19 protein-coding genes are annotated in these 20,859 nt (G+C 49.7%); 5 read left to right on the top strand and 14 right to left on the bottom strand.

Going from position 1 to position 20,859, the window contains the following annotated elements:
- The first annotated feature begins 77 nt into the window (after positions 1-77).
- On the top strand, positions 78-446 hold the full coding sequence (locus E6W40_RS23970) for a hypothetical protein (protein ID WP_136608050.1): 369 nt from the start codon (positions 78-80) through the stop codon (positions 444-446).
- Here E6W40_RS23970 and E6W40_RS23965 read toward each other — a convergent pair.
- The gene (locus E6W40_RS23965) at positions 419-619 is read right to left on the bottom strand and encodes a hypothetical protein (protein WP_136608049.1); all 201 of its coding nucleotides are present in this window, start codon (positions 617-619) and stop codon (positions 419-421) included. The two genes, E6W40_RS23970 and E6W40_RS23965, sit on opposite strands and share 28 nt — an antisense overlap.
- Positions 620-778: 159 nt before the next feature.
- Here E6W40_RS23965 and E6W40_RS23960 point away from each other — a divergent pair, with 159 nt between their 5' ends.
- Complete coding sequence (locus tag E6W40_RS23960; protein ID WP_136608237.1) at positions 779-1,396, top strand: GTP pyrophosphokinase; 618 nt, start codon at positions 779-781, stop codon at positions 1,394-1,396.
- Positions 1,397-1,466: 70 nt separating this feature from the next.
- Here the strand turns inward: E6W40_RS23960 and E6W40_RS23955 are convergent, their stop codons facing one another.
- The 6 genes from E6W40_RS23955 to E6W40_RS23930 form a co-directional block, all read right to left on the bottom strand.
- The gene (locus E6W40_RS23955; protein ID WP_136608048.1) at positions 1,467-2,297 is read right to left on the bottom strand and encodes a M15 family metallopeptidase; all 831 of its coding nucleotides are present in this window, start codon (positions 2,295-2,297) and stop codon (positions 1,467-1,469) included.
- A gap of 113 nt (positions 2,298-2,410) precedes the next feature.
- Positions 2,411-3,151, bottom strand: a complete 741-nt coding sequence (locus E6W40_RS23950; RefSeq protein ID WP_136608047.1) for a hypothetical protein — start codon at positions 3,149-3,151, stop codon at positions 2,411-2,413.
- 41 nt (positions 3,152-3,192) lie between these two features.
- Positions 3,193-6,279 (bottom strand): DEAD/DEAH box helicase, encoded by a 3,087-nt coding sequence (locus E6W40_RS23945; RefSeq protein WP_136608046.1) that lies wholly within the window; start codon positions 6,277-6,279, stop codon positions 3,193-3,195.
- A gap of 347 nt (positions 6,280-6,626) precedes the next feature.
- A complete protein-coding gene (locus E6W40_RS23940) occupies positions 6,627-7,919 on the bottom strand; it encodes an ABC transporter substrate-binding protein (protein ID WP_136608045.1) in 1,293 nt (430 codons plus the stop codon).
- Between the two features lie 187 nt (positions 7,920-8,106).
- Complete coding sequence (locus E6W40_RS23935) at positions 8,107-8,943, bottom strand: carbohydrate ABC transporter permease (protein WP_136608044.1); 837 nt, start codon at positions 8,941-8,943, stop codon at positions 8,107-8,109.
- Complete coding sequence (locus E6W40_RS23930) at positions 8,943-9,824, bottom strand: carbohydrate ABC transporter permease (protein WP_136608043.1); 882 nt, start codon at positions 9,822-9,824, stop codon at positions 8,943-8,945. Before E6W40_RS23930 ends, E6W40_RS23935 begins: the two co-directional genes overlap by 1 nt.
- Positions 9,825-9,974: 150 nt before the next feature.
- On the opposite strand from E6W40_RS23930, the gene E6W40_RS23925 reads away from it, so the two are divergent.
- Together E6W40_RS23925 and E6W40_RS23920 are read left to right on the top strand one after the other, a co-directional pair.
- On the top strand, positions 9,975-11,780 hold the full coding sequence (locus E6W40_RS23925) for a cache domain-containing sensor histidine kinase (RefSeq protein ID WP_136608236.1): 1,806 nt from the start codon (positions 9,975-9,977) through the stop codon (positions 11,778-11,780).
- Entirely contained in the window at positions 11,777-13,393 is a 1,617-nt protein-coding gene (locus E6W40_RS23920; RefSeq protein ID WP_136608042.1) for a response regulator, read from the top strand. The genes E6W40_RS23925 and E6W40_RS23920 overlap by 4 nt, the downstream gene beginning before the upstream one ends.
- Positions 13,394-13,423: 30 nt before the next feature.
- Here the strand turns inward: E6W40_RS23920 and E6W40_RS23915 are convergent, their stop codons facing one another.
- The 3 genes from E6W40_RS23915 to E6W40_RS23905 all read right to left on the bottom strand — a co-directional run bounded on the left by E6W40_RS23915 (position 13,424) and on the right by E6W40_RS23905 (position 16,494).
- Positions 13,424-14,704 (bottom strand): ABC transporter substrate-binding protein, encoded by a 1,281-nt coding sequence (locus tag E6W40_RS23915; RefSeq protein ID WP_136608041.1) that lies wholly within the window; start codon positions 14,702-14,704, stop codon positions 13,424-13,426.
- 75 nt (positions 14,705-14,779) lie between these two features.
- Positions 14,780-15,613: a carbohydrate ABC transporter permease gene (locus E6W40_RS23910; protein ID WP_136608040.1), complete on the bottom strand. Its 834-nt coding sequence runs from the start codon at positions 15,611-15,613 to the stop codon at positions 14,780-14,782.
- Positions 15,613-16,494 carry a carbohydrate ABC transporter permease gene (locus E6W40_RS23905; protein WP_136608039.1) on the bottom strand — a complete coding sequence of 294 codons (882 nt, stop codon included), beginning with the start codon at positions 16,492-16,494 and terminating at the stop codon, positions 15,613-15,615. The genes E6W40_RS23910 and E6W40_RS23905 overlap by 1 nt, the downstream gene beginning before the upstream one ends.
- Before the next feature lie 160 nt (positions 16,495-16,654).
- On the opposite strand from E6W40_RS23905, the gene E6W40_RS23900 reads away from it, so the two are divergent.
- Complete coding sequence (locus E6W40_RS23900) at positions 16,655-17,413, top strand: tryptophan-rich sensory protein (protein ID WP_136608038.1); 759 nt, start codon at positions 16,655-16,657, stop codon at positions 17,411-17,413.
- Between the two features lie 463 nt (positions 17,414-17,876).
- On the opposite strand, the gene E6W40_RS23895 is transcribed toward E6W40_RS23900, so the two are convergent.
- From E6W40_RS23895 to E6W40_RS23880, 4 genes are all read right to left on the bottom strand, one after another.
- Entirely contained in the window at positions 17,877-18,257 is a 381-nt protein-coding gene (locus tag E6W40_RS23895; protein WP_136608037.1) for a RidA family protein, read from the bottom strand.
- 45 nt (positions 18,258-18,302) lie between these two features.
- Positions 18,303-19,031 carry an oxidoreductase gene (locus E6W40_RS23890; RefSeq protein WP_246073154.1) on the bottom strand — a complete coding sequence of 243 codons (729 nt, stop codon included), beginning with the start codon at positions 19,029-19,031 and terminating at the stop codon, positions 18,303-18,305.
- A gap of 39 nt (positions 19,032-19,070) precedes the next feature.
- Positions 19,071-20,486 carry an ATP-binding protein gene (locus E6W40_RS23885; RefSeq protein ID WP_136608036.1) on the bottom strand — a complete coding sequence of 472 codons (1,416 nt, stop codon included), beginning with the start codon at positions 20,484-20,486 and terminating at the stop codon, positions 19,071-19,073.
- 150 nt (positions 20,487-20,636) lie between these two features.
- The gene (locus E6W40_RS23880) at positions 20,637-20,840 is read right to left on the bottom strand and encodes a CsbD family protein (RefSeq protein WP_136608035.1); all 204 of its coding nucleotides are present in this window, start codon (positions 20,838-20,840) and stop codon (positions 20,637-20,639) included.
- Positions 20,841-20,859: the final 19 nt, after the last annotated feature.

Genomic DNA, 20,859 nt, shown 5'->3' with positions numbered 1-20,859 from the left:
TCAACATCACTCTCTAAGGTTTCTGCTAATCGGGATGAGTGATAAATCGGCATAAGTAAGGGAGGGAATCTATTCTTATGGAAAACGATAAGAAGCGCTATTATATTTCTGTAACCCATAATCTGATTCAAGACGTGCCAAACGATTCCACCGAATTTGAAGTGATGATGACTGACGAGCAGGTGACCAGGCTCCGTGATCAGATGGACGAGCTGATTAAAGATGATGAATATACTTTTAAAAGAGCTTTTGTCCCCTTTAAATCTGCCGACCATGATGATGCCACAGAGCAATTCGATGATAAATTAATCGGCGTGTACGCATATCTGCATGATATCGGCGACGACGAGACCAGACGCATGATCGATGAATTGAACATTCTTCCCAAGCTGCATCAAACGGATTACCATGATGACGGTTACGATGATTCCCCTTTGAACAAGTAACCCCAAGCTTGCAGCGATGCATCATAAACCTCTGTTACGAAGATGGCTCCGTCCGGAGCTCCTCTGCGGCAGGGGTTTTTGGCACGCTGTTCCAGCTTTGCCGATGTGAAGTTTTGCCTAAGTTCCCGGTTTTCAGGTACAATAAAACCAGAATCGGGAATTTTTCCGTTCATCCGTTATCACACCAAAATAAAGCAGATATAGGAGAACAACCATTGAAAGAAGAATCGAATCATCCGCTTGTTACAGGTTCTGTCACGTTAAAGGATTTGCAGAAGCTTGATATCGAGAACAATTTGCTGAATCAATTTAATGAGTGGAAGAAGCTGCCAATGCTTTATCAACTCGCCCTGGAGGAGCTCCAAAATAAGATTAAACTTATCAAGACGGAGCTGAAACTTCAGGATGGTTACAGTCCGATTGAACATATCAAGGTCCGGATCAAGGAACCCAAAAGCATCATCAACAAACTGCAGCGCAAGGGCTTTGATTTCACAATGGACAATATTCTGACCCACATTCATGATATTGCCGGCATGAGAATCGTTTGCGCTTTTGTTAAGGACATATACCGGCTTCTCGATCATTTTTCACACCGGGATGATATCCGTATTATCGAAATCAAGGATTATATCGAGTGTCCCAAGTCCAACGGCTATCAGAGCCTGCATGTCATTGTCGCCGTGCCGCTGATCTTGTTTGAAGGTACGCGATGGATGAAGGTGGAGATCCAGATGCGCACGCTCGCGATGGATTTCTGGGCCAGTATGGAACATATTATCTACTATAAATATGACAAACAGGTCCCAAATCATGTCGTCGGTGAACTGAAAGAAGCTGCCGAGGCCGCTGATAAGCTGGATAATCAGATGCTTCGTTTGCGAGAGGAAATTTTGGCGCAGGCCGGAGAGTATGTAGTGGAGGATTTGGAGAAAATCCACGAGGATTAGACTTCTAAAAGGCAAAAGGGACGGAGCAGGCATCATACCTGTTCCGTCCCTTTTTACATAGGAGATAAGCCTACAGCTTAATATTTGCTTCATCAAAATACTCTTCAAGCGTCATACCGCTCTTGGCAACATCCTGCGCCAGGTCTGTACCGATATAGCGGATATGCCATGGTTCGTAGACATAACCCGTCACATCTTCCTCGCCCTTGGGATAACGGATGACAAAGCCGTAATCCGCTGCGTGAGCGGCGAGCCATTGTCCTTCTGCAGAGTCTCCGAAGTTTTCCTCCAGCTCGTTCTTCACACTAGGACTGGAAACATCAATGGTCAGGCCAGTCTGATGTTCACTCGTTCCAGGAACAGCACTCACACGGGATGCGTACTCTTCCCCTTTGGTTTTTACATTATTCTCGTAAATGGACTTTTGGCGTTTGTAGGATCGGTATCCCGATACTGCGCGCAGTTCGATGCCGTCATCCTTGGCTCCGGCAAACAGCTTCTCAAGTGCGTCCGCCGCTTCCTTTCGCATATGACGCTTCTCATGCGGACCGTCAAAGGAAAATGGAACGTTCGGTTCGACAAGATCCGTAGGCTCATAACCATCAGGCAGGCTGCGCTGCTTATTCACGATGACCGTCATGGCCTCGGGATTCGTTACGACTTCCTTCCCGTCCACTTCCTTAATCGTTGTCTGAAGAGCGCTCTCCGTGCGTTTTGCCATAACCGGATCTGCAGGAACCTGCCCCTCCTGTTCACCTTTGCCAGCCCCCTGCAGGGCTTGTCCCTGTTCCTTGCCTGAACCGCCTGTTTTTTCACAGCCGCTGAGGACCGCGGTCGGAATAACCAACGCGGTAATCAGCAGGCATGTCCATAATCCCTTTTTCCATGCTTGTTTATTCATACCCATTCTCCTTACTGTACCTTTCCTCATCATATGTACATTGTACTTGATTCAAGGAAAAGCGGCAAAAAACGTCGGAATCCTGCCAAAGCTGCCACTTCATGTCTTTTACGTTATCCACCAGAGTCCTTGATGCTGCCAAGACTTTCTCTTGCCTTCCCAGCAGCCTCTAATGTGATCTGGCGGATCACTTGCTGCACAGCTTTGACGTTCGGCAGCAGTTCTGTCCAGTCATCCATCTCCAGCTCGTCATCGGGTATAGCAGTCAGGTGTACCTTTACATCCAAATAAGTGGACCCCGGCTCATGCAGTTTGCCCTGCTCCGCCGCTTCCGCAAGCCATTCCCCCGAGGAAGGCCCCGACTTCCCCTTCTCCTCCAGCTTGCTCAGAGCCTCTTCATCCGAAGATTCAGCCACTGCAGGCACTTCTTCCGCCCATTCTTGAAAGACAAAGTTCAGCAGCTGCTCTCGGGCAAGACCTAGCAGAGTAAGCCGCAGCAAGGGTTCGGAATGAAGCTTATGTTCCACTGTCTCCAGGACCATTTGAATATGACGACACTCACTTTGACTGCAGCTGCATTTTGCCTGTTCCAGCCGAGGTACATCATCTGCAGGAATTTCCTCCTCCAGCCATGACGGCTGTTGATTCTTCAGTAAGGCATATAAATCATCAGGATGATCGGCAAGCCGCTCGCAGATTTCAGTCCGCTCTTCCGCCGTAAGCTGCGGGCAGGGAATTTCCACTTTCCAGTATGCTTCCGTTCCCGCTGATTCCGCGTTTGACTTCTGACTGCGGGCCTCTTTGGCGTGAATCCAGCCGGGTACAATACTCAGCTCGAACGGTTCTCTTTTCATTAACGTACCCTCCCGGTCTGCTGTCATTATTGCCTGTCAGCTTACATCCAGTCTTCTCCCTGAAGCGTAATCAACTCCCGGAGCTCATTGTCAGACATTTCGGTAAGCCAGGTTTCGCCAGAGCCGACGACCTGTTCGGACAGCGCCTTCTTATGTTCAATCAGCTCATCAATACGCTCTTCCAGCGTGCCTTGGCATATCAGCTTATGAACCTGGACATTCTTGTTCTGGCCGATACGGAAAACACGGTCCGTGGCCTGGTTCTCAACCGCCGGATTCCACCACCGGTCATAATGTAGCACGTGGTTGGCACGTGTGAGGTTGAGGCCGACACCCCCGGCTTTCAATGAAAGGACGAAAAACCGTGATCCCTCTCCATTTTGAAAATCATTCACCATCTGATCCCGTTCCTGTTTGGAAACACCCCCATGCAAAAAGGACGGCTTGACACCATACCTCTGCTCCAGGCGCGATACAATTAAATGTCCCATCGCCACATACTGGGTGAAGATAAGCGCAGATTCTCCAGTTTCATCTATATTATCGAGAAGATCATAGAGACGCTCCATTTTACCGGAAGATTCCGCCTTGGAACCCTTGGACTCTTCCCTGCCAAGAAGCTGCGGGGAATCACAGATTTGCTTCAGCTTGGTTAGTGAGGACAGCACAAGCCCTTTGCGGGTGATGCCCGTTTCTTTGCCAATCTGCTCCATCACCTGTTCAACCACCGACTGGTACATCGCTCCCTGGACCGGCGTCAACGTGCAGTACGACTTAATCTCAAGCTTCTCCGGCAGATCCTTGCGGATATCCGGGTCGCTCTTCAATCGCCGCAGCATGAAGGGAGCTACAAGCTTATGAAGCTCCTGCAGCTTTCCGGTTCCCGCGTCGCTTGCCGTATAATGCTGCCGGAATGAAGCTGCAGAGCCCAGATAACCCGGGTTTAAAAAGTGAAATATCGACCACAGCTCGCCAAGGCGGTTCTCCACTGGTGTTCCCGTCATTGCAATGCGGTGGGGAGACGACAGCTTCATCACACTTTGAGCCTGCTTTGTGCGGTGGTTTTTTATATACTGTGCTTCATCCAGCACGATGGAGGTCCACGCCATGGCGGCCAAATCCGTTCCATCCCGTCCTGCCAGATGGTAAGTCGTCAAGACAAGATCATGTTTGGCTGCCTCTTGCAGAAAATCCTCACCATGCTGGCGGCGGTTGCCGTGATGAATATATAGATTCAGATCGGGTGCAAACCGCTGCAGCTCGCGCTGCCAGTTGCCAAGAAGCGAGGTCGGACACACGATAAGAACAGGATTTTGATCTTTCTTGTACTGCTCCAGCAAGCAGGTAATCACCTGAATCGTCTTACCCAAGCCCATATCATCCGCCAGGCAGACGCCAAATCCCATATCCCTCATCGCAGACAGCCACTGATATCCCCGCTCCTGATATGGACGAAGGACGCCATGCAGTGAAGCCGGCACCGGTCGTACCGGAACCTTGCGGGGCCCCTCTTCGCCCAGCAGAGACTGGAGGTATCCTGCTGTTTCCAGCCCCATGACCGGAATGCCCTTCCACAGCCTTTCTGCTCCTTCTTCCGCTGACAGATGCAGCCATTCTGATAGATCCATCTCTCCCTCTTCATGCCGCTTCAGATAGCGTAGAACCTGGCGGATTTCCTTCAGGTCCAGCTCTATCCATTCCCCGCGAAACTGCACATAAGGCAGTGCAGCCTCTGCCAGCTCGGCAAGCTCATCACGTGACAGTGTCAACCCGTCAAGCGCTGCCTCCACATGAAAGGACACCAGCTGTTCCATACCGATGACAGGAAGGCCTGGCTTGCTGTCATCGGTTTGCATCTTGAGGGACAGGCCGACCCGGCGGCGTCCCTTCCGGCTCCATTTGGAAGGCATCTGTACCGTCATCCCGGCTTTATTCAGCCGTGGTACAGAGTTCCGTACAAAGGCGACCATCTCTGCGGACGTAAGCTCCATCCCTTGAGGTGCGGGTACACGCAGCGCGGCTGCAATCTCTGGTGATAACGATGCCGCTTCTCCCAGAAGGTTCAGCAGCTGCTCTTGTACATCCTCATATATTTTCCCGCGGCGGTGAATATCCCGTTCCCTGTATCCCCAGATCGCAGCGACCGGCAGCAAGGCTCCAAATTCATCTTGAAATTCCGCCCAAAAGGTTACACGCCAGCGCTCTTGTTCCTCCGTATGGCTCGGCGCAAGGCGGAGCCCCAGCTTCAGCCTGCCCTGGCGGGAATGCTCTTCACCTTCCGGACTCTCCGGAATCGAAGTCCCCCCAAAAGCGGCGACCTCCTCGCCCATGGCGGTTATTTCCTCGGCTGTTCCCTGAACAGCAATGGTCCGGCTCACGGTAAGCAGGCTGTTCCACCACAGCTCTGTCAGCGGTGATGTCCCCCTGCGGTAATCCGCCTGGCAGCGCGACAGTTTGCCCTCCTGCGCACGCACAATCTCCTGCACGCGCGAATGAATCATCGCGCTCAGAAATGAATGCAGCGCAGTCGCTCCCGCTTCCTGCTTCGTCAAGGGTTCGCTCCCGAGGAGTGCAGGCACACCAAGCGCAACCGGAGGCATGGCGGCTGCCAGCTGCAAAAACCGCTCGATATCCTGCGGCTCCTTCAGCTTGGGCTTCCAGCTGCCCGTCAGCGCGAGTACGCCTGCCCGCCGGCGGGTGCCTGCCGCTGTAACCGCCGCAGCACCCGGAGCGATCTGTCCGCGCAGCATCAGCTCCAAGGCAAACTTGGCCGCTTTGGACCAATATCCCATCTCTGCCCCCGGGTCAATGCCAAGCCGCACACAGGCGGGTTCATCCCATGCCAGCAGCATGGAAAAGGCATCCGCAGGTGTCAAAGCAAGCCCTTCAAGGGTCCTGCCCATCAGCTGCCGCCGCTCGCCGCGCCGGGCTGTACGCTGTCCGGCCGTCGGGGAAGGATAACGCAGCTCGGCAAGACGAAGCGCAGCCTGTGCAAAGGGCTTCGCCCCGTCCGTCATGACAAGCGATCTCACAACCTTGCTCCACGCATCCACCTTCGGTTCGGACATTTCTCCTGAAAAACAAAAAAACACATCACCTAGCCATACGCCATATAGCGGTTGATTCATGGTTGTCTCCTGTCGTTTCCGTAATAACACATATACTTCCATCTTATACGAAAACCACTCAATTTAAAAACCGCAATCGTCTTTTTTATATAAAATCCGCGATAAAAGTTCCCTTGAATGATCCCCGTCCTCATCTATAGAGTGTTTAATTTCTCAGCCTGGAAGATACGCAAATCCATAAATATGTTCACAAAAACAAAGCCCGTTCCCCCAAACTTCCGGATAAACAGGCTTTGTTCTTATGGATTACTATTCGGCTGCTTGAATGATGATGATGAAAAGAGGCCCCTTTTAGTGTCAAAAGAGAGCCTCTTTTTTAATAGAAATTATTCCTTCAGGTACTTCGATTATTTCTTCAGGTTATCCCATGTTTTTTGGAAATCTGCCATGAGCTGATCCTTGTCGGATTTACCTGCGATGTAGCTCTGCATGCTGGAACCGAACTCATTCCAAGCACCTTCAGGGAATCTTGCAAACTGCCAGCTCAGCAGCTTGTTCTCTTTGCTGTATTTCAATACTTCAGCGCCGAGTGCACCCAGATCCTGTTCGGTAGCGTTAATGCTTTTGAATGCAGGGATGAACTTGAATTCTTTCGTAATGTAGTTTTTACCTTGATCGGAAGTCACGAGCCAGTTCAGGAATTCCTTCGCATCGTCTTTCACTTTGGAGTTCTTGTTTACAACCCAGTTGTTTGGTACGCCAACCAGCAGCTTGTCATTTTCCTCTGCATTGTCGTTGATCGGCATAGGCAGGATACCAATGTTCATGTTAGGCGTAATTCCGTCAATTTGAACTTGAGTCCAGTTCCCTTGCTGCGTCATTGCCGCTTGTCCGTTTGCGAACATCGTCATTTCCGTGTTGTAGTCGGTCGTCAGCGGGTTCTTGTTGCTGTATTTCAGCGTAAGGTCAAACAGCTTCATGAATTCATCCATTTGCTTGTTGCCTGCGAATTTAGCGGTACCTTTGTTCAAACCATCGATATAGGCGCTAGGATCTTCCTGATGTGCGAAAGGAACGTTCAGTGTATGTTGTCCCAGGATCCAGCCTTCTTGATATCCGTTAACGAATGGAGTGATGCCAGCATCCTGCAGCTTTTGAGCCGCAGCTGTCAATTCAGTGAGCGTTTTAGGCGTTTCCGTGATACCTGCTTTTTTGAACAAATCCTTGTTATATACGAAACCATAGCCTTCAAGGTTCATTGGCATACCATAGATTTTGCCGTCCTTCGTAATTTGATCCTTGGATACGTCAACCATGTCACTGACCCATTTTTCATTGGACAAATCATCGAGTTTATCCACCCAAGTGTTCAAATCCGTGTAACCGCCAACGTTGAAAATGTCGGGCTCTTCGCCGGATGCGAATTTCGCTTTCAGCGCTGCGCCGTAATCGGAGCCGCCGCCAACCGTTTGAATGTCGAGCTTGATGCCCGGATGGCTTGCCTCATAATCGCCTTTCAGCTTATTGAGGGCTTCAGCGATCTCAACTTTAAATTGGAAGATATGAATCGTTTTGGTGCCGCCTTTACTGCTATCTCCGCTTGCGCTCTCGGTATTTTTGTCTGTTTTGGAGCCGCAGCCTGCAAGTACAACTGAAAGAGCGAGCATGGATGCCAGCGTGATTTTGGAACGTCTTTTCATGAATGAATCCTCCCTTTTTTCTTGTCCTTCACATCATTAATCTTTAAGGTCATAAGCTTGAGTTTTTCTTATCTGTAATCGCTTACTCTTTCATTATAGGGACGGGTCCCCGGGATGAGCACTTACGATATTGACGAAACAGGGGGACGGGATTGACCTGTCCAATATCCCCCCGTTTACTTAAACATCAGCCTTTTACAGCGCCCTGCGTAATGCCTTCAACGATATATTTTTGCATCGCCAGGAAGAAGATGATGACCGGCAGAATGCCCAGAACCAGTGCCGGAAGCGCCAGATCCCACTGCTTCGTAAACTGCCCGAAGAATGCAAAGGTTGCAATCGGAATGGTCCGGAGATCTGCACTTTGCAGCACCAGGGAAGGAAGCAAATAGTCATTCCAGATCCACAGTGTGTTCAGAATAATAACGGTAACAAACATCGGCTTCATCAAAGGCAATACAATGCGGAAGAACGTTCCGTAAATGCTGGTACCGTCAACGCGTGCAGCCTCTTCGATCTCAAGCGGAATGCTTTTCACAAATCCGTGGAACAGGAACACGCTGAGCGGAACACCGAAGCCCAGATAGGCGATGATCAAGCCTGGAATGCTGTTCATGAGGCTCAGTGAGCTCATGACTTTCACAAGTGGAATCATGATGGACTGGAACGGAATAACCATCGCAGCCACGAAGATCGTAAACAGAAAACGGTTAAAGCGACTGTTGTGACGAACCATTCGGTAAGCCGCCATCCCACTGAACATGGAAAGCACCATATTGCTGATGACCGTGACGATCAGCGAATTCGTAAATGCTTTCGGGAAATTCGTGATTTCCCACGCTCTCGCATAGTTATGCCACTCAAAGCTCTTCGGCCAGCTGGCCGAATTGGTCAGCAAATCACTGAAGGTTTTGACGGAATTCACAAACAGGAAGTAGAACGGAATCAGGAAGACCAGCGCCAGCAGCACCATAATAATCTCGGTTGCGAGCGTGCCGAGGCGGTATTTTTTCGATACTTCCATCAGGATTCAACCTCCTTGCTTTTCGTTAATTTAACCTGCAGACTGGTAATGATTGCAACGACCACGAAGAAGATAATTGCTTTTGCAGTACCCAGCCCGTAACGGTTATTCTGGAATGCTTCATTGTAAATGTTCAGCGCCACCGACTCCGTCGAACGGAAAGGTCCGCCTTTGGTCAGGGACAAGTTCAAATCGAACATTTTAAAGGACCAGGAAATCGCCAGGAACAGACAAACGGTTACAGCTGGCATGACAAGCGGTACAATGACCGATTTCAGGATTTGCATCTTGCTCGCTCCGTCAATTTCGGCTGCCTCAATGATATCTTTCGGAATGTTGTTGATCGATGAAATGTAAATCACCATCAGATAACCAGCCGTTTGCCATACAAATACGATGATGATGCCCCAGAAACCTGTAGTCGCATCACCGAGCCAAGGCAGGTTGAAGAAGGACCAGCCGGTAGCATCGCCTACCGCAGAGAAGCCTTTAATGAAAATGAACTGCCAGATGAAGCCGAGCAGCAGGCCGCCAATGACGTTTGGCATAAAAAAGATCGTACGCAGCACGTTTCGCGTCTTCAACGGCTTGGTCAATAAATAGGCAAGGAAAAAACCGAGCAAATTGGTTAAAATAATGCCAACGACCGTAAATCTTACCGTAAACCAGAAGGCCTTCCCAAAATCGGGATCTTTGGTTAATATTTGTTTGAAATTGTCGATGCCGACCCAGGTCACTTGACCGGATACACCGTTCCAATTCGTAAAGGAATAATATAGCCCCAGAATGAACGGAATCACAATGATAATGGTAAAAAAGATTGTGGACGGGCCCACAAATACCAGCTGCTGGAGCAGCCCGGATGATTTTTTGCGTTTCATCCCGATCTCCCCTTTTCGAAAATTTCGTACTGTTCGTAGCTTCAGTATGCGGGAATTAGCGATCGAAAAACACGGAGGATCGTGAACCGTTAGGGGGAAAATATTGATATGACGAAAAAAGGCAATTATGTGCACGAAGGTGGTAAACCGATGAAATTCCGCAGTATACGCTCGCGGCTGATCCAGTTCATGCTTCTGGCCACGACCATACCGCTTCTTCTCTCCATCAGCATTACTTATATTCATACCAAGGAAACGATTAAGGAACAGTCGCTCGAAGAGAACAAGCATCTGATATTCCAGGGGAAGACCAATCTGAACAACTACCTGGACAATATCAACAAGGCTTCGCTCGTGGTGTATACCGACACGAATTTCCTGCGGAACCTGCGCAAAATCCCTGATGACTACCGGGCCGTGGCTGAGGTATTTACCCTGCTGCAAAATATCCAAAGCACGATTAACGGGATTGAACGGATCTACCTGCATGCGACCCAGTCGGACCAGTCCACGCTGGTAACGCCTGCTACTTTCCCCAAAAGAGAGTTTCGAAGTGAGCCTTATGTAAGCACCCGACCATATGAAAAATATACAACGGCCGTAGAGCCGACCCATAAAAGCCATGATTATGGTTTCCCCCCGTCTCCAACCTCTTATTCCGAGCGAGATGTGTTTACGTTCCACCGGACGATTACCAATATCCCTTCGGAAAAGGTACTCGGGGTACTGGCGATCGATGTCAGACTCGACGCGGTTGCTGCAATTTGCGAGCAGCTGTTTAATAAGAATAATGAGCAGCTCCTCGTCGTCGATGAGAATGGCAACATAATTTATTCAGGCAGAGACGAGCAGATCGGTCAAAAGCTGAAGGATGAGGTCTTGCTTGAACACATTCATCAGAACCTGACCAGCGGTTCTTTTGAAAATGGCGGAGCCATGCATGTATTTGAGAAGATGCAAACACCCTATACGGAATGGACAATCATTAAAAGAATTCCTAACGCAACCCTGTACGAGCGTGCGACTCAGCTGACCCAGATCAATGCGGCTATCGCCGTCGTTGCCCTGCTCATTATCGTATTCGGTACGCTGTTCATCTCCGTGCGCATTACCGAGCCGATCAAGCGTCTGACCAGCTATATGAACCGAATTCAATCCGGCCAGCTGGACGTCGATATCGACTGGAACAGCCGTGATGAAACAGGTATCATGTTTGCGCGGTTCAAGCAGATGATGAACACCATCAACAACCTGATCTTGCGGGAATACCGGCTGGAGCTAGCCAATAAGACCAATCAGCTAAAGGCTCTTCAGGCGCAGATCAATCCGCATTTCCTGTATAATACACTGCAGTCGATCGGAACGCTGGCATTGCAAAACAATGTACCCCGGATCTATGCTCTGCTCTCCTCGCTCGCCAAAATCATGCGCTACAGCATGAACAATAACGATGCGCTGGTAACCCTCAGAGAAGAAGCCGAGCATGTAAGACTGTATCTCGATTTGCAAAAGGAACGATTCAGCGACCAATTGGAGTTTTCAATCCAACTGGAGCCGGAAACCCTGCGTGTACCCATGCCGAAAATGATCCTGCAGCCACTCGTGGAAAATTACTTTAAGCATGGTCTCGACAATCAGGGCAACCCGGGCAGACTGGATATCACCAGCCGGATGAAGCCGCATGGAGTTTTGGAAATCGTGATTGAAAACAATGGGGAATCCATTCCGCCGGATGAGCTGAAGCATCTGAACTGGCAGCTGGAACGTCAGCAAACCGGAGTTCAAGCCGAATGGACGGATGAAGACGGAATCGGGCTACACAATGTACTCATGCGCCTGCAGCTCTATACCGAGCATGAATCAGCGCTGCATATAGACAATATAAAGCCGCAAGGCGTTCGAATAACCGTAGAAATTCACACCGAAGCGAAGCATACAGAGGAGAATAACGAATGACAAAGGTATTAATTGTGGATGATGAAAAGCATGTAAGAGAAGCCATTAAAATGTTGGCGGATTGGGATGGCCATGGCGTTACCGAGATTCTCGAGGCAGGCGACGGACAGTCCGCCGTGGATATGATTATGGAGGAGTCTCCCCAAATTGTGATGACCGACATGCGCATGCCGCGCATGGACGGGACCAAGCTGCTGGAATGGATAAAAAGCAACCGCCCTGCGGTTAAAACCATCGTGATCAGCGGGTATGATGATTTTGAGCTGGTGCGCCACGCCATACGCAATGGCGGTCTGGATTATATTCTTAAGCCGATTGATCCCGATGCGCTGAACGACGCGCTTGGAAAGGCTGTCGAGGCCATCCGCCTAGAGACGCTTCAAGACTCGCTGAGTGCCCGCAAAAACATGGAGCTGAACCGGATGAAACCGCATTATGCCGACAAGCTTCTGACTGATCTCATCAGCAGCCATGGCAGTAAGGACGAGCTTGCGCGGCAGCTAAGTGATGAATTTGGGCTGCCGGAGAAGATTGATAGCTGCAGCAGTGCCGTGATCAGTACGGCGCAGATGGATCAGGAGCTGCTCGATAAATTCCAGCATATGCGGCAGCTGCTTTATTTTACGCTCACCAATATCTGCAATGAAGTTCTGCTGTCAGGGCAAAAAGGGATCGCCTTTCATCATCTGGGAAACCCGGAAGAGATCGTGCTGCTGATATGGGATGAGACGATGCCGCTGCAAGCAACGCTCGAGGAAATACGCAGCGGTATTGATTTAACGCTGCACCGCCAGATTCATATTGGCGCCGGACCCCGGCAGCCTTTTCCTTCGGGCGCAGCCGGGTCCTATCAGCAAGCGCATCAGGCGCTCTGGCAGCGGAATGCGAGCGAGCTCTCGGGCTGGCTTCACACCAACGCCCCGCAACCGCAAAAACCGCTGCGGCTGGCCTCCCACGAGGAAAGCTTCCGTATGGCTGCACTCAGCGGCAATATGGAGAGAATCAGCGCCGCGGTGGACAGCTGGATGGATCAAGTCCATAAGCTGGGCAAGGTCACACCCGCAGAACTGGAGCAGTGGAACTCGGAATGGGATTGGATGCTGAAGCAGTGGATGGACCGGGATTCCGATCCGGCAAGCCCGGGCCCTGACAAGGACGCATTGCTCGAGCTTCCGCGGTCGCTCCCAATGGATCCGCTGGGGAGAATTTCATACCCACTGTGGAAAGCCCAGTATGAGGGCAGACTGACGGCGGCCAGCCGGATCCTGACTCAGCAGCATTCCCGGGAAAATCACATCATTCATGATATCGCCCGCTATCTGGAGAACCATTATGCCGAGGATATATCGCTGCAGGACATGGCTGCCCGCTTTTTCCTCAGCCGTGAATACATTTCCCGCCGCTTCAAGCAGGAGTTTGGCGTGAACATCTCCGACTTCCTTGCCGGCGTGCGTATCGATAAGGCCAAGCTGCTGCTGCTTAATCCGCAGCTTCGTATCACCCAGGTCGCTGAAATGGTCGGATACCAGGACGAGAAGTATTTCAGCAAGGTATTCAAAAAACAGGAAGGCCGCACCCCCAATGAATACCGGAAGGAGCAGTCTTCCCGTTAATGAACTTATCATTCTTAGGCACAGACATGATCAGCGGAAGCTTAAATTGTCCCAGTTTTGCTGAAACTGATCATACATGCCTTCCTTGGTGACTTTGCCTCCGATATAAGCCTGAATGGCTGCGGCGAACTCTGGAGACATCCCATTGGGAAAACGGAACCAGTTCCATGTCAGCGTCTTGCCGGCATCGGTATATTTCTGCACCTCCATCCCAAGCTGACCCAGATCCTTATCGGTACCCTTGATGCTCTTGAAAGCCGGAATAAACTTGAACCTGCTGGTAATATAATTTTTACCGGTGTCTGAGGTAACCAGCCAGTTCAGGAATTCCTTGGCTTCCTTTTTGACCGGTGAATTTTTGTTAACGACCCAGTTGTTCGGCACACCCACATATAGCTTGTCTCCAAGTGCCGGATCATCGTTAATCGGCATAGGCAGAATACCCAGGTCCAGCTTCGGATTAATGCCGTCAATCTGCACCTGCGTCCAGTTGCCCTGCTGCATCATCGCTGCCTTGCCGCTGGCGAACATCGTAACTTGTGTATTGTAATCGGTTGTCAGCGGATTGGGATTGCCGTATTTCAATGTCAGGTCCAGCAGATTGGACCATTCCGAGACAATCTTGTTCGAGGAAAATTTTCCGGTTTGATCGGTTAATCCCTTAATGAATGCTCCCGGGTCCTTCTGATCTGCGAAAGCCACATTGATATTATGGTTGCCAAGAACAAAGTTTTCCTGATAGCCGTTGGCAAATGGAATAACACCTGCTGCCTTCAGCTTTTTCGCTGCTTCCTCCAGCCCGCTCAGCGTCACTGGACGCTCCGTTATCCCTGCTTTTTTGAATAAATCCTTGTTATATATAAATCCGTATCCCTCCAGATTCATTGGCTGTCCGTACAGCTTGCCATCCTTTGTCATCGGCTCCTTGGCAATATCTTTAACATCCTTCACCCAAGGCTCACCTGAAAGATCCTCCAAGTATTCCCGCCACATCTCAAGCTCGTTATATCCACCGATGTTGAAAATATCAGGCTCCTTCGATGCTGCAAATTTTGCCCGGAGCGAGGCTCCGTAATCACTGCCGCCGCCGACGGTCTGGATATCCAGCTTGACTCCGGGATGGGTCTTCTCATACTCCGCTTTCATCTCCTTGAGCGCATCTGAAATTTCAACCTTGAACTGGAAAATATGCACGGTTTTCGTCCCGCTGCTGTTTCCGCTTCCGCAACCGGCCAAAAGGGCAATCAGCGTCACCCATGTAGTCAGGCGAGCCCATGCAGCTCCGGTACGTATATGCTTGCCTCTTTTCATGCCATGAGTCCTCCTTTGCATGCTTCCTGAATTGTATCCGCCTGTAAGATTCGGAATGGATGGGTTATGATCCCGTTATCCTTTAACCGATCCCTGAGAAATCCCCTCAATGATGTACTTCTGCATCGCCAAAAAGAAGATGACGATCGGCAGAATACCCAGCACAAGAGCGGGCAGTGCCAGATCCCACTGCTTTGTAAACTGGCCGAAAAATGAATACGTTGCGATCGGGATCGTTTGCAAATCGGGGTTCTGCAAAATCAGGTAAGGCATCAGATAGTCATTCCAGATCCAAAGCGCATTCAGGATGATCACCGTTACAGCAATCGGCTGCATGAGAGGAAGTACGATTTTAAAGAAAATGCCGTAGGTAGAACAGCCATCCACCCTGCCCGCTTCCTCAATCTCTTTCGGAACTGTTTTCACGAATCCATGGAACAGAAATACCGACAGCGGCGCCCCAAATCCGAGATAGCAAATAATGAGTCCCGTCCGCGAATCCATCAGGCCCAGCGTGCTTACCACTTTAACGAGCGGAATCATAATGGACTGGAACGGAATGACCATAGCGGCTACAAATGCGCCGAATAAAAGGCGGTTAAACAGCGTGTTCCGCCGTACCATGCGGTAAGCCGCCATGGAACTGATGAGTGCAAGCAGCACATTGCTTACTACCGCTACCACGAGCGAATTCCAGAATACCTTTGGAAACACGGTCAGTTTCCATGCTTCGGCATAGTTCCCCCACAAAAAGCTCTTGGGCCATCCGGCAGCATTCGTCAGAATGTCGCCAAAGGATTTCACCGAATTGACGAGCAGAAAATAAAAAGGCACCAAGAACACCAGCGCAAACAAAATCATAATAATCTCAGCCGCAAACCATTTGCCGCGGCGGCGTGTCGTTTCCATCAAATCTCCACCTCCCGGCTCTTGGTGGTACGCACCTGAATAATCGAAATGATCGCAACGATGATGAAGAATATAATGGCCTTCGCCGAACCCATGCCAAAGCGGCTGATGTTGAAGGCTTCATTGTAAATGTTCAGTGCTACCGATTCTGTCGCCTTAAACGGGCCGCCTTTGGTCAGCGACAGGTTGAGGTCAAACAGCTTGAAGGACCAGGAAATAGCGAGAAACAAGCATACGGTTACCGCCGGCATCACCATTGGTATCGTAATTTTACGCAAGACCTGTCCTTTGGAAGCTCCATCGATCTGGGCAGCCTCGATCAAATTTCTCGGCACATTATTCAGCGAGGAAATGTAAATCACCATGAGATAACCTGCATTCTGCCACACAAATACAATGACGATAGCCCAGAACGCGGTCGATTCTGTCCCTAGCCAAGGCAGATTGAAAAAGGAGAAGCCCGTAGTCTGTCCCATGGCTGCAAACCCTTTCACGAATATGAACTGCCATATAAAGCCGAGCAGCAGCCCGCCGATGACATGAGGCACAAAGAACACGGTGCGCAGCGCGTTTCGGGTAAATAGCGGACGTGTCAGCAGATATGCAAGCATAAAACCAAGAACATTCGTCAGCACGACTCCGAGCACAGTGAATTTGACCGTGAACCAAAAGGAATGCAGAAAAGCCGGATCCGCAGTGAAAATATGAATGTAATTACGGAAGCCCACCCATCCCGCATGCCGGGATACGCCATTCCAATTGGTGAAGGAGTAATATACGCCCAGTAAAAATGGGAAGATAACTATGACAAGAAAAAACAAAGCGGAAGGTCCAACAAAAACCAGCTGCTGCAGCAGCTGAGAGGTCTTTTTGGATTTCAAGCTGCTCACTCCCTCGAAAGTTCAATTTTCCCTTTTATTACCTGCCTAACGAGAAAATGAATCTGGAGAGGTTCTGTTCTACTCCCGGGTTTTGGGGTATATCTTTAGGGAAAAGCTATTCATGAGAGTCTGAAATGATCCATTTGGGAGGCTGATGATCTTGCTGAGGAGTAATCCGTACAAATGGTGGAATCTGCTGGGTTTCATCGCTGTCATTGTCGTGAACACACTTGCGAATACAACCGTCTTGAACGGGCTTAGCACCGGGGAAATATCGGACAAGTACCCGACGCTCATCACGCCGGCGGGCTACGCGTTTATGATCTGGGGATTGATCTATCTGCTGCTGCTCGGATTTATCATTTACCAGTTCCGGAGAACAACGGAATCCCGCGAATCGGTGCAAAGAATGGGTCCCTGGTTTGTACTGAGCTGCATTTTCAACGTTGCTTGGCTCCTGCTGTGGCAGTATCTCTATATCGAGTTGTCGGTCGTTGCCATGGCGCTGCTCCTGCTATCACTTATTATGATATATGTTCGCACACGCCGGATTCACTATCCTACGCTGGGCGAAATGTGGTTCGTTAAGCTGCCCTTCAGCTTGTATTTTGGCTGGATCAGCGTAGCCACAATCGTCAACATTGGAGTTGCGCTGAAGAAGAGCTGGGACGGATGGGGTCTGAGCGATACGACCTGGGCAGTCATCATGCTGTTAGTCGGCGCGCTCCTGGCCATTCTCGTCAGTTATCCGTATCGGGATAGTATTTATCCGTTGGTTTTTGTCTGGGCCTATATTGCGATAGGCATCAAGCAGAAGGATACGGCGGAAAATGTGTTTATTGCTGCGTTCATTCTTGCGGCGATTCTGCTGATTTATGCGATTTATTTGTTCTTTGCGCGGAATCGGGATCGGGATTAGTATTGCCTTAGAGCCTATGGTTGGCATTCTGGTTGATATTCTGGTTGGCGCTTTGTGAGGCGCTCCGGGAACGAATCGTTCCTACAATCGCTGTTGCCCCCTGATTTCATTAATTAACTATTTCATAGTCGAAATCAGGGGACAAATGCGACCGCTTCGCTTTTTCGGAATCGATTCGTCCCCTCCGCTGCCGCGTGCGGAATGCTGCTTTTCAGAAACCAACAAACCCAACAACATCAATGAGATTAACTATTTCCTTTTCAAATCATGCAACAATGGTGTCAATAATATCAGCATCCGTAGCAATAGCCTCAATTATTAAAAATCCAATACATTAGATCCTTCTTTAACGACATCATCATCTATAGACACCTGCGAATTATACCGCGTGACACCATAACCAACACAAAAAGCGCCCGCCGGATCAATCCGGGGGCGCTTTTTATGTGTTTTATGAGATAGATTATTTCAAAGACGCAATCGTTTCGATTTCCACCAATCCGTCCTTTGGCAGACGCGCTACCTCTACCGCGCTGCGGGCAGGATAGGGCTCGGAGAAGAACGAAGCATAAATTTCGTTAACGGCTGCGAAGTCGTTCATGTCCTTCAGGAACACGGTCGTCTTCACGACTTGATCCAGGCTGCTGCCTGCGGCTTCAAGAATAGCCTTTACGTTACTGAGCGCCAGACGCGCCTGCTCCTGCACGCCGCTGCCAAATTCACCGGTTTCCGGATTCAATCCGAGCTGTCCTGATGTGAAGATAAAATCTCCAATTTGAACCGCCTGGCTGTATGGTCCAATCGCTCCTGGCGCAGATGTTGTTGAAATCACTTTTTTACTCATCTTTGTTCACCCTTTCAGATATAGGATTCCGTAAAAAATCCCGAGTTAAAGTATGTATGCTGAATCCGCCGTACCCGTGCCGAGCACATGTATAACATCATTCGGGTACACATGGGTTCCCGTCGTGCTTGTAAGAGCAATAGTCACCATGGCGCGGGCAAGTGTCGCGGCGGGAATTGCCCGATATTTTGATGCCCTGCCCCGCATGAGGGGATCAAGACCCTTCATAACCAGAGCACCTGCCTTTTCACCGAGCCGAAACTCCTTCCGGTCTCCGAGCAGCAGTGATGGACGAAATAAATGTACTCCGGGGAGTCCTACAGAGGATATTACCTGCTCGGCCTCACCTTTAACGCAATTATAGAAAACACGGGATGATGGGTCCGCCCCCATGGCTGAGACGGCAAGAAACTGCTTCACTCCCTGCTGCCTGGATATTTTTGCGGCACGCAGAGGATATTCCAGATCCACCTTGCGAAACTTCACCTGTGATCCGGCCTTCCGGATAGTGGTGCCGAGGCAGCAAAAAACGTCTCTTACACCAAAAAAATGCTCCGCATTCTCCTCCAGCTGTTCCAAGTCAATGATGGTTTCAAGCAGCTTCGAATGCTGGATACCCAGCGGACGTCTCGACAGCACCCTTACCTCTTCATAAGCCTCGCTGCGTAGAAGCTCCTGAACGACTTCCCCGCCAACAAGACCCGTGGCACCAAGCACTAACGCATGAAGTCCGATCTTCCTCACCCCGCTTCCATTGTACCTGTTTGTCCTCATTCTACCTGCTAAAGGCACTCGGTTTCAACCATTCCGAAGCTAAATGGATTCCGCATCAAGTAGAGGCAAATGAAGTGAGAATCGACTGCCTTTTCCTTCCTCGCTCTCCAAATCTATATACCCGCCGAGCAGCCTGGACAAGTCCCTGCTGATGGATAATCCGAGGCCGGTTCCGCCATATTTGCGGTTGATTGAGCCATCCGCCTGCTTGAATGCTTCAAAAATATACGCCTGCTTGCCCTTCGGAATGCCGATGCCGGAATCGATCACGTCAAAGACGATCCAATCCCCACTTTCATCTTCCTTTCCCGTCTGCGCAAGGCGGATGTTGAGCTTCACTTTACCCTCATGAGTAAACTTAAAAGCGTTGGAAAGTAGATTGCGCAAGATTTGCTGCACCCGGTTCGGGTCGGTATACATCGTTTGCGGAAGACGCTGGTCCAGAAGCATTTCAAAAGCAATATTCCCTCTCTCAGCCTCATGCTCAAAGTGCATGCCCAGAAGCTGGGGAATTTCACTGACATTCATATCCTCTTTCACGATCTCAAGTTGTCCGGCTTCCACTTTGGTCAGATCTAAAATGTCATTGATAATGGTCAGCAGCTCCCGGCCTGATTGGAAAATAATCGTCCCGTACTCTGCCATTTCTTCCTTGGTATGGCCCTCGTCTTCCTCACTGATCAGCTGGGCGAAATTAATGATACTGTTGAGGGGTGTCCTTAGCTCATGCGACATATTGGCCAGGAATTCCGTTTTATACTGGGAGGACTGAGCCAGTTCCTTTGCTCTTTCCTCGAGGACGATTTTCGCCTTATGCAGCTCTTCCGCTTGCGCTGACAGCAGTACGTTGCTGTGCTTGATCTGCACCGTCCGATTTCGCTCCAATTGGAAATCCCGCAAAATCAGCGAAAAAATAAGACTAAGCACCAAGCTGAGCGGCAGTGTGACCGGCATGATTTCTATAAAATAGGTCTGCGGCGGAATGACGCCAAGAAATGCAATATCCAGACAATTCAGCAGATTGATTACGATAATTGCGATAAGCCCCTGTGTCATTAAACCGAAATTTCGACGGTTCATCCATACATGAAGCACCGCGGCAGCCACACCCAAAATACAAAGGTTCAGACAGCCGGCTATCGCGGCCTCATTCACTCCGAAGAACAGGCGCGACAGCCCAATACTGGCACCGATAATTACCAGCGTCGGCGGTTCCGAATAGGCAATCGTTGCAATGATCAAAGGAATGATACGCAAATCGAAAATGACATTTTCACTCACGTTGTATCCAAAGAACATACTAAGCCAGCCGCAGAAAATAATGAGCAGCACCGAGCTGATATATTTTATGGATGAAGAGGTCCGGCTGAGCGCATACTTATATATCAAATTTGCCAAATAGGCAACCGTAACGAGCAAAGCGGTATTACCGAGAAATATTTTGGAAAACTCCATGGACTCACTCCTGAACATTTTGCACTAAACATTACTTTCTATCATATCACGATGATGCCAGTTAAACAGGCTTTCCATACAAATAATCGCAAAAAACCCACCTGAAGTTTCAGGTGGGTTTGGGGTTAGGCTATAGAGTCCAATTGAACATTAATCCATATGTGAACGGGACCAATGATGATATTCCTTTTCGGCATCATCCTTGGTATGACCATAGCGTTCCTGCAGTTTGCCGACAAGCTTATCCTTTTCACCATCGATCTTGTCCAGATCATCATCCGTAAGCTCGCCCCATTGTTTCTTCGCTTCGCCCTTCAGCTGGTTCCATTTCCCTTTGAATACGTTGCTATCCATTATGATCAGCTCCTTACGT

The organism is Paenibacillus dokdonensis (genome assembly GCF_004916975.1).
Lineage (GTDB): Bacteria > Bacillota > Bacilli > Paenibacillales > Paenibacillaceae > Paenibacillus_AQ > Paenibacillus_AQ dokdonensis.
The sequence above is the reverse complement of the archived record's forward strand: the minus strand, read 5'-3'. Positions and strand labels throughout refer to the sequence as shown.

Excerpts from the sequence above, each read along its gene's own strand:
- E6W40_RS23970 (WP_136608050.1), top strand. The coding sequence starts at position 78 with ATGGAAAACGATAAGAAGCGCTATTATATTTCTGTAACCCATAATCTG.
- E6W40_RS23965 (WP_136608049.1), bottom strand. The coding sequence starts at position 619 with ATGAACGGAAAAATTCCCGATTCTGGTTTTATTGTACCTGAAAACCGG.
- E6W40_RS23960 (WP_136608237.1), top strand. The coding sequence starts at position 779 with ATGCTTTATCAACTCGCCCTGGAGGAGCTCCAAAATAAGATTAAACTT.
- E6W40_RS23955 (WP_136608048.1), bottom strand. The coding sequence starts at position 2,297 with ATGAATAAACAAGCATGGAAAAAGGGATTATGGACATGCCTGCTGATT.
- E6W40_RS23950 (WP_136608047.1), bottom strand. The coding sequence starts at position 3,151 with ATGAAAAGAGAACCGTTCGAGCTGAGTATTGTACCCGGCTGGATTCAC.
- E6W40_RS23945 (WP_136608046.1), bottom strand. The coding sequence starts at position 6,279 with ATGAATCAACCGCTATATGGCGTATGGCTAGGTGATGTGTTTTTTTGT.
- E6W40_RS23940 (WP_136608045.1), bottom strand. The coding sequence starts at position 7,919 with ATGAAAAGACGTTCCAAAATCACGCTGGCATCCATGCTCGCTCTTTCA.
- E6W40_RS23935 (WP_136608044.1), bottom strand. The coding sequence starts at position 8,943 with ATGGAAGTATCGAAAAAATACCGCCTCGGCACGCTCGCAACCGAGATT.
- E6W40_RS23930 (WP_136608043.1), bottom strand. The coding sequence starts at position 9,824 with ATGAAACGCAAAAAATCATCCGGGCTGCTCCAGCAGCTGGTATTTGTG.
- E6W40_RS23925 (WP_136608236.1), top strand. The coding sequence starts at position 9,975 with ATGAAATTCCGCAGTATACGCTCGCGGCTGATCCAGTTCATGCTTCTG.
- E6W40_RS23920 (WP_136608042.1), top strand. The coding sequence starts at position 11,777 with ATGACAAAGGTATTAATTGTGGATGATGAAAAGCATGTAAGAGAAGCC.
- E6W40_RS23915 (WP_136608041.1), bottom strand. The coding sequence starts at position 14,704 with ATGAAAAGAGGCAAGCATATACGTACCGGAGCTGCATGGGCTCGCCTG.
- E6W40_RS23910 (WP_136608040.1), bottom strand. The coding sequence starts at position 15,613 with ATGGAAACGACACGCCGCCGCGGCAAATGGTTTGCGGCTGAGATTATT.
- E6W40_RS23895 (WP_136608037.1), bottom strand. The coding sequence starts at position 18,257 with ATGAGTAAAAAAGTGATTTCAACAACATCTGCGCCAGGAGCGATTGGA.
- E6W40_RS23890 (WP_246073154.1), bottom strand. The coding sequence starts at position 19,031 with ATGAGGACAAACAGGTACAATGGAAGCGGGGTGAGGAAGATCGGACTT.
- E6W40_RS23885 (WP_136608036.1), bottom strand. The coding sequence starts at position 20,486 with ATGGAGTTTTCCAAAATATTTCTCGGTAATACCGCTTTGCTCGTTACG.
- E6W40_RS23880 (WP_136608035.1), bottom strand. The coding sequence starts at position 20,840 with ATGGATAGCAACGTATTCAAAGGGAAATGGAACCAGCTGAAGGGCGAA.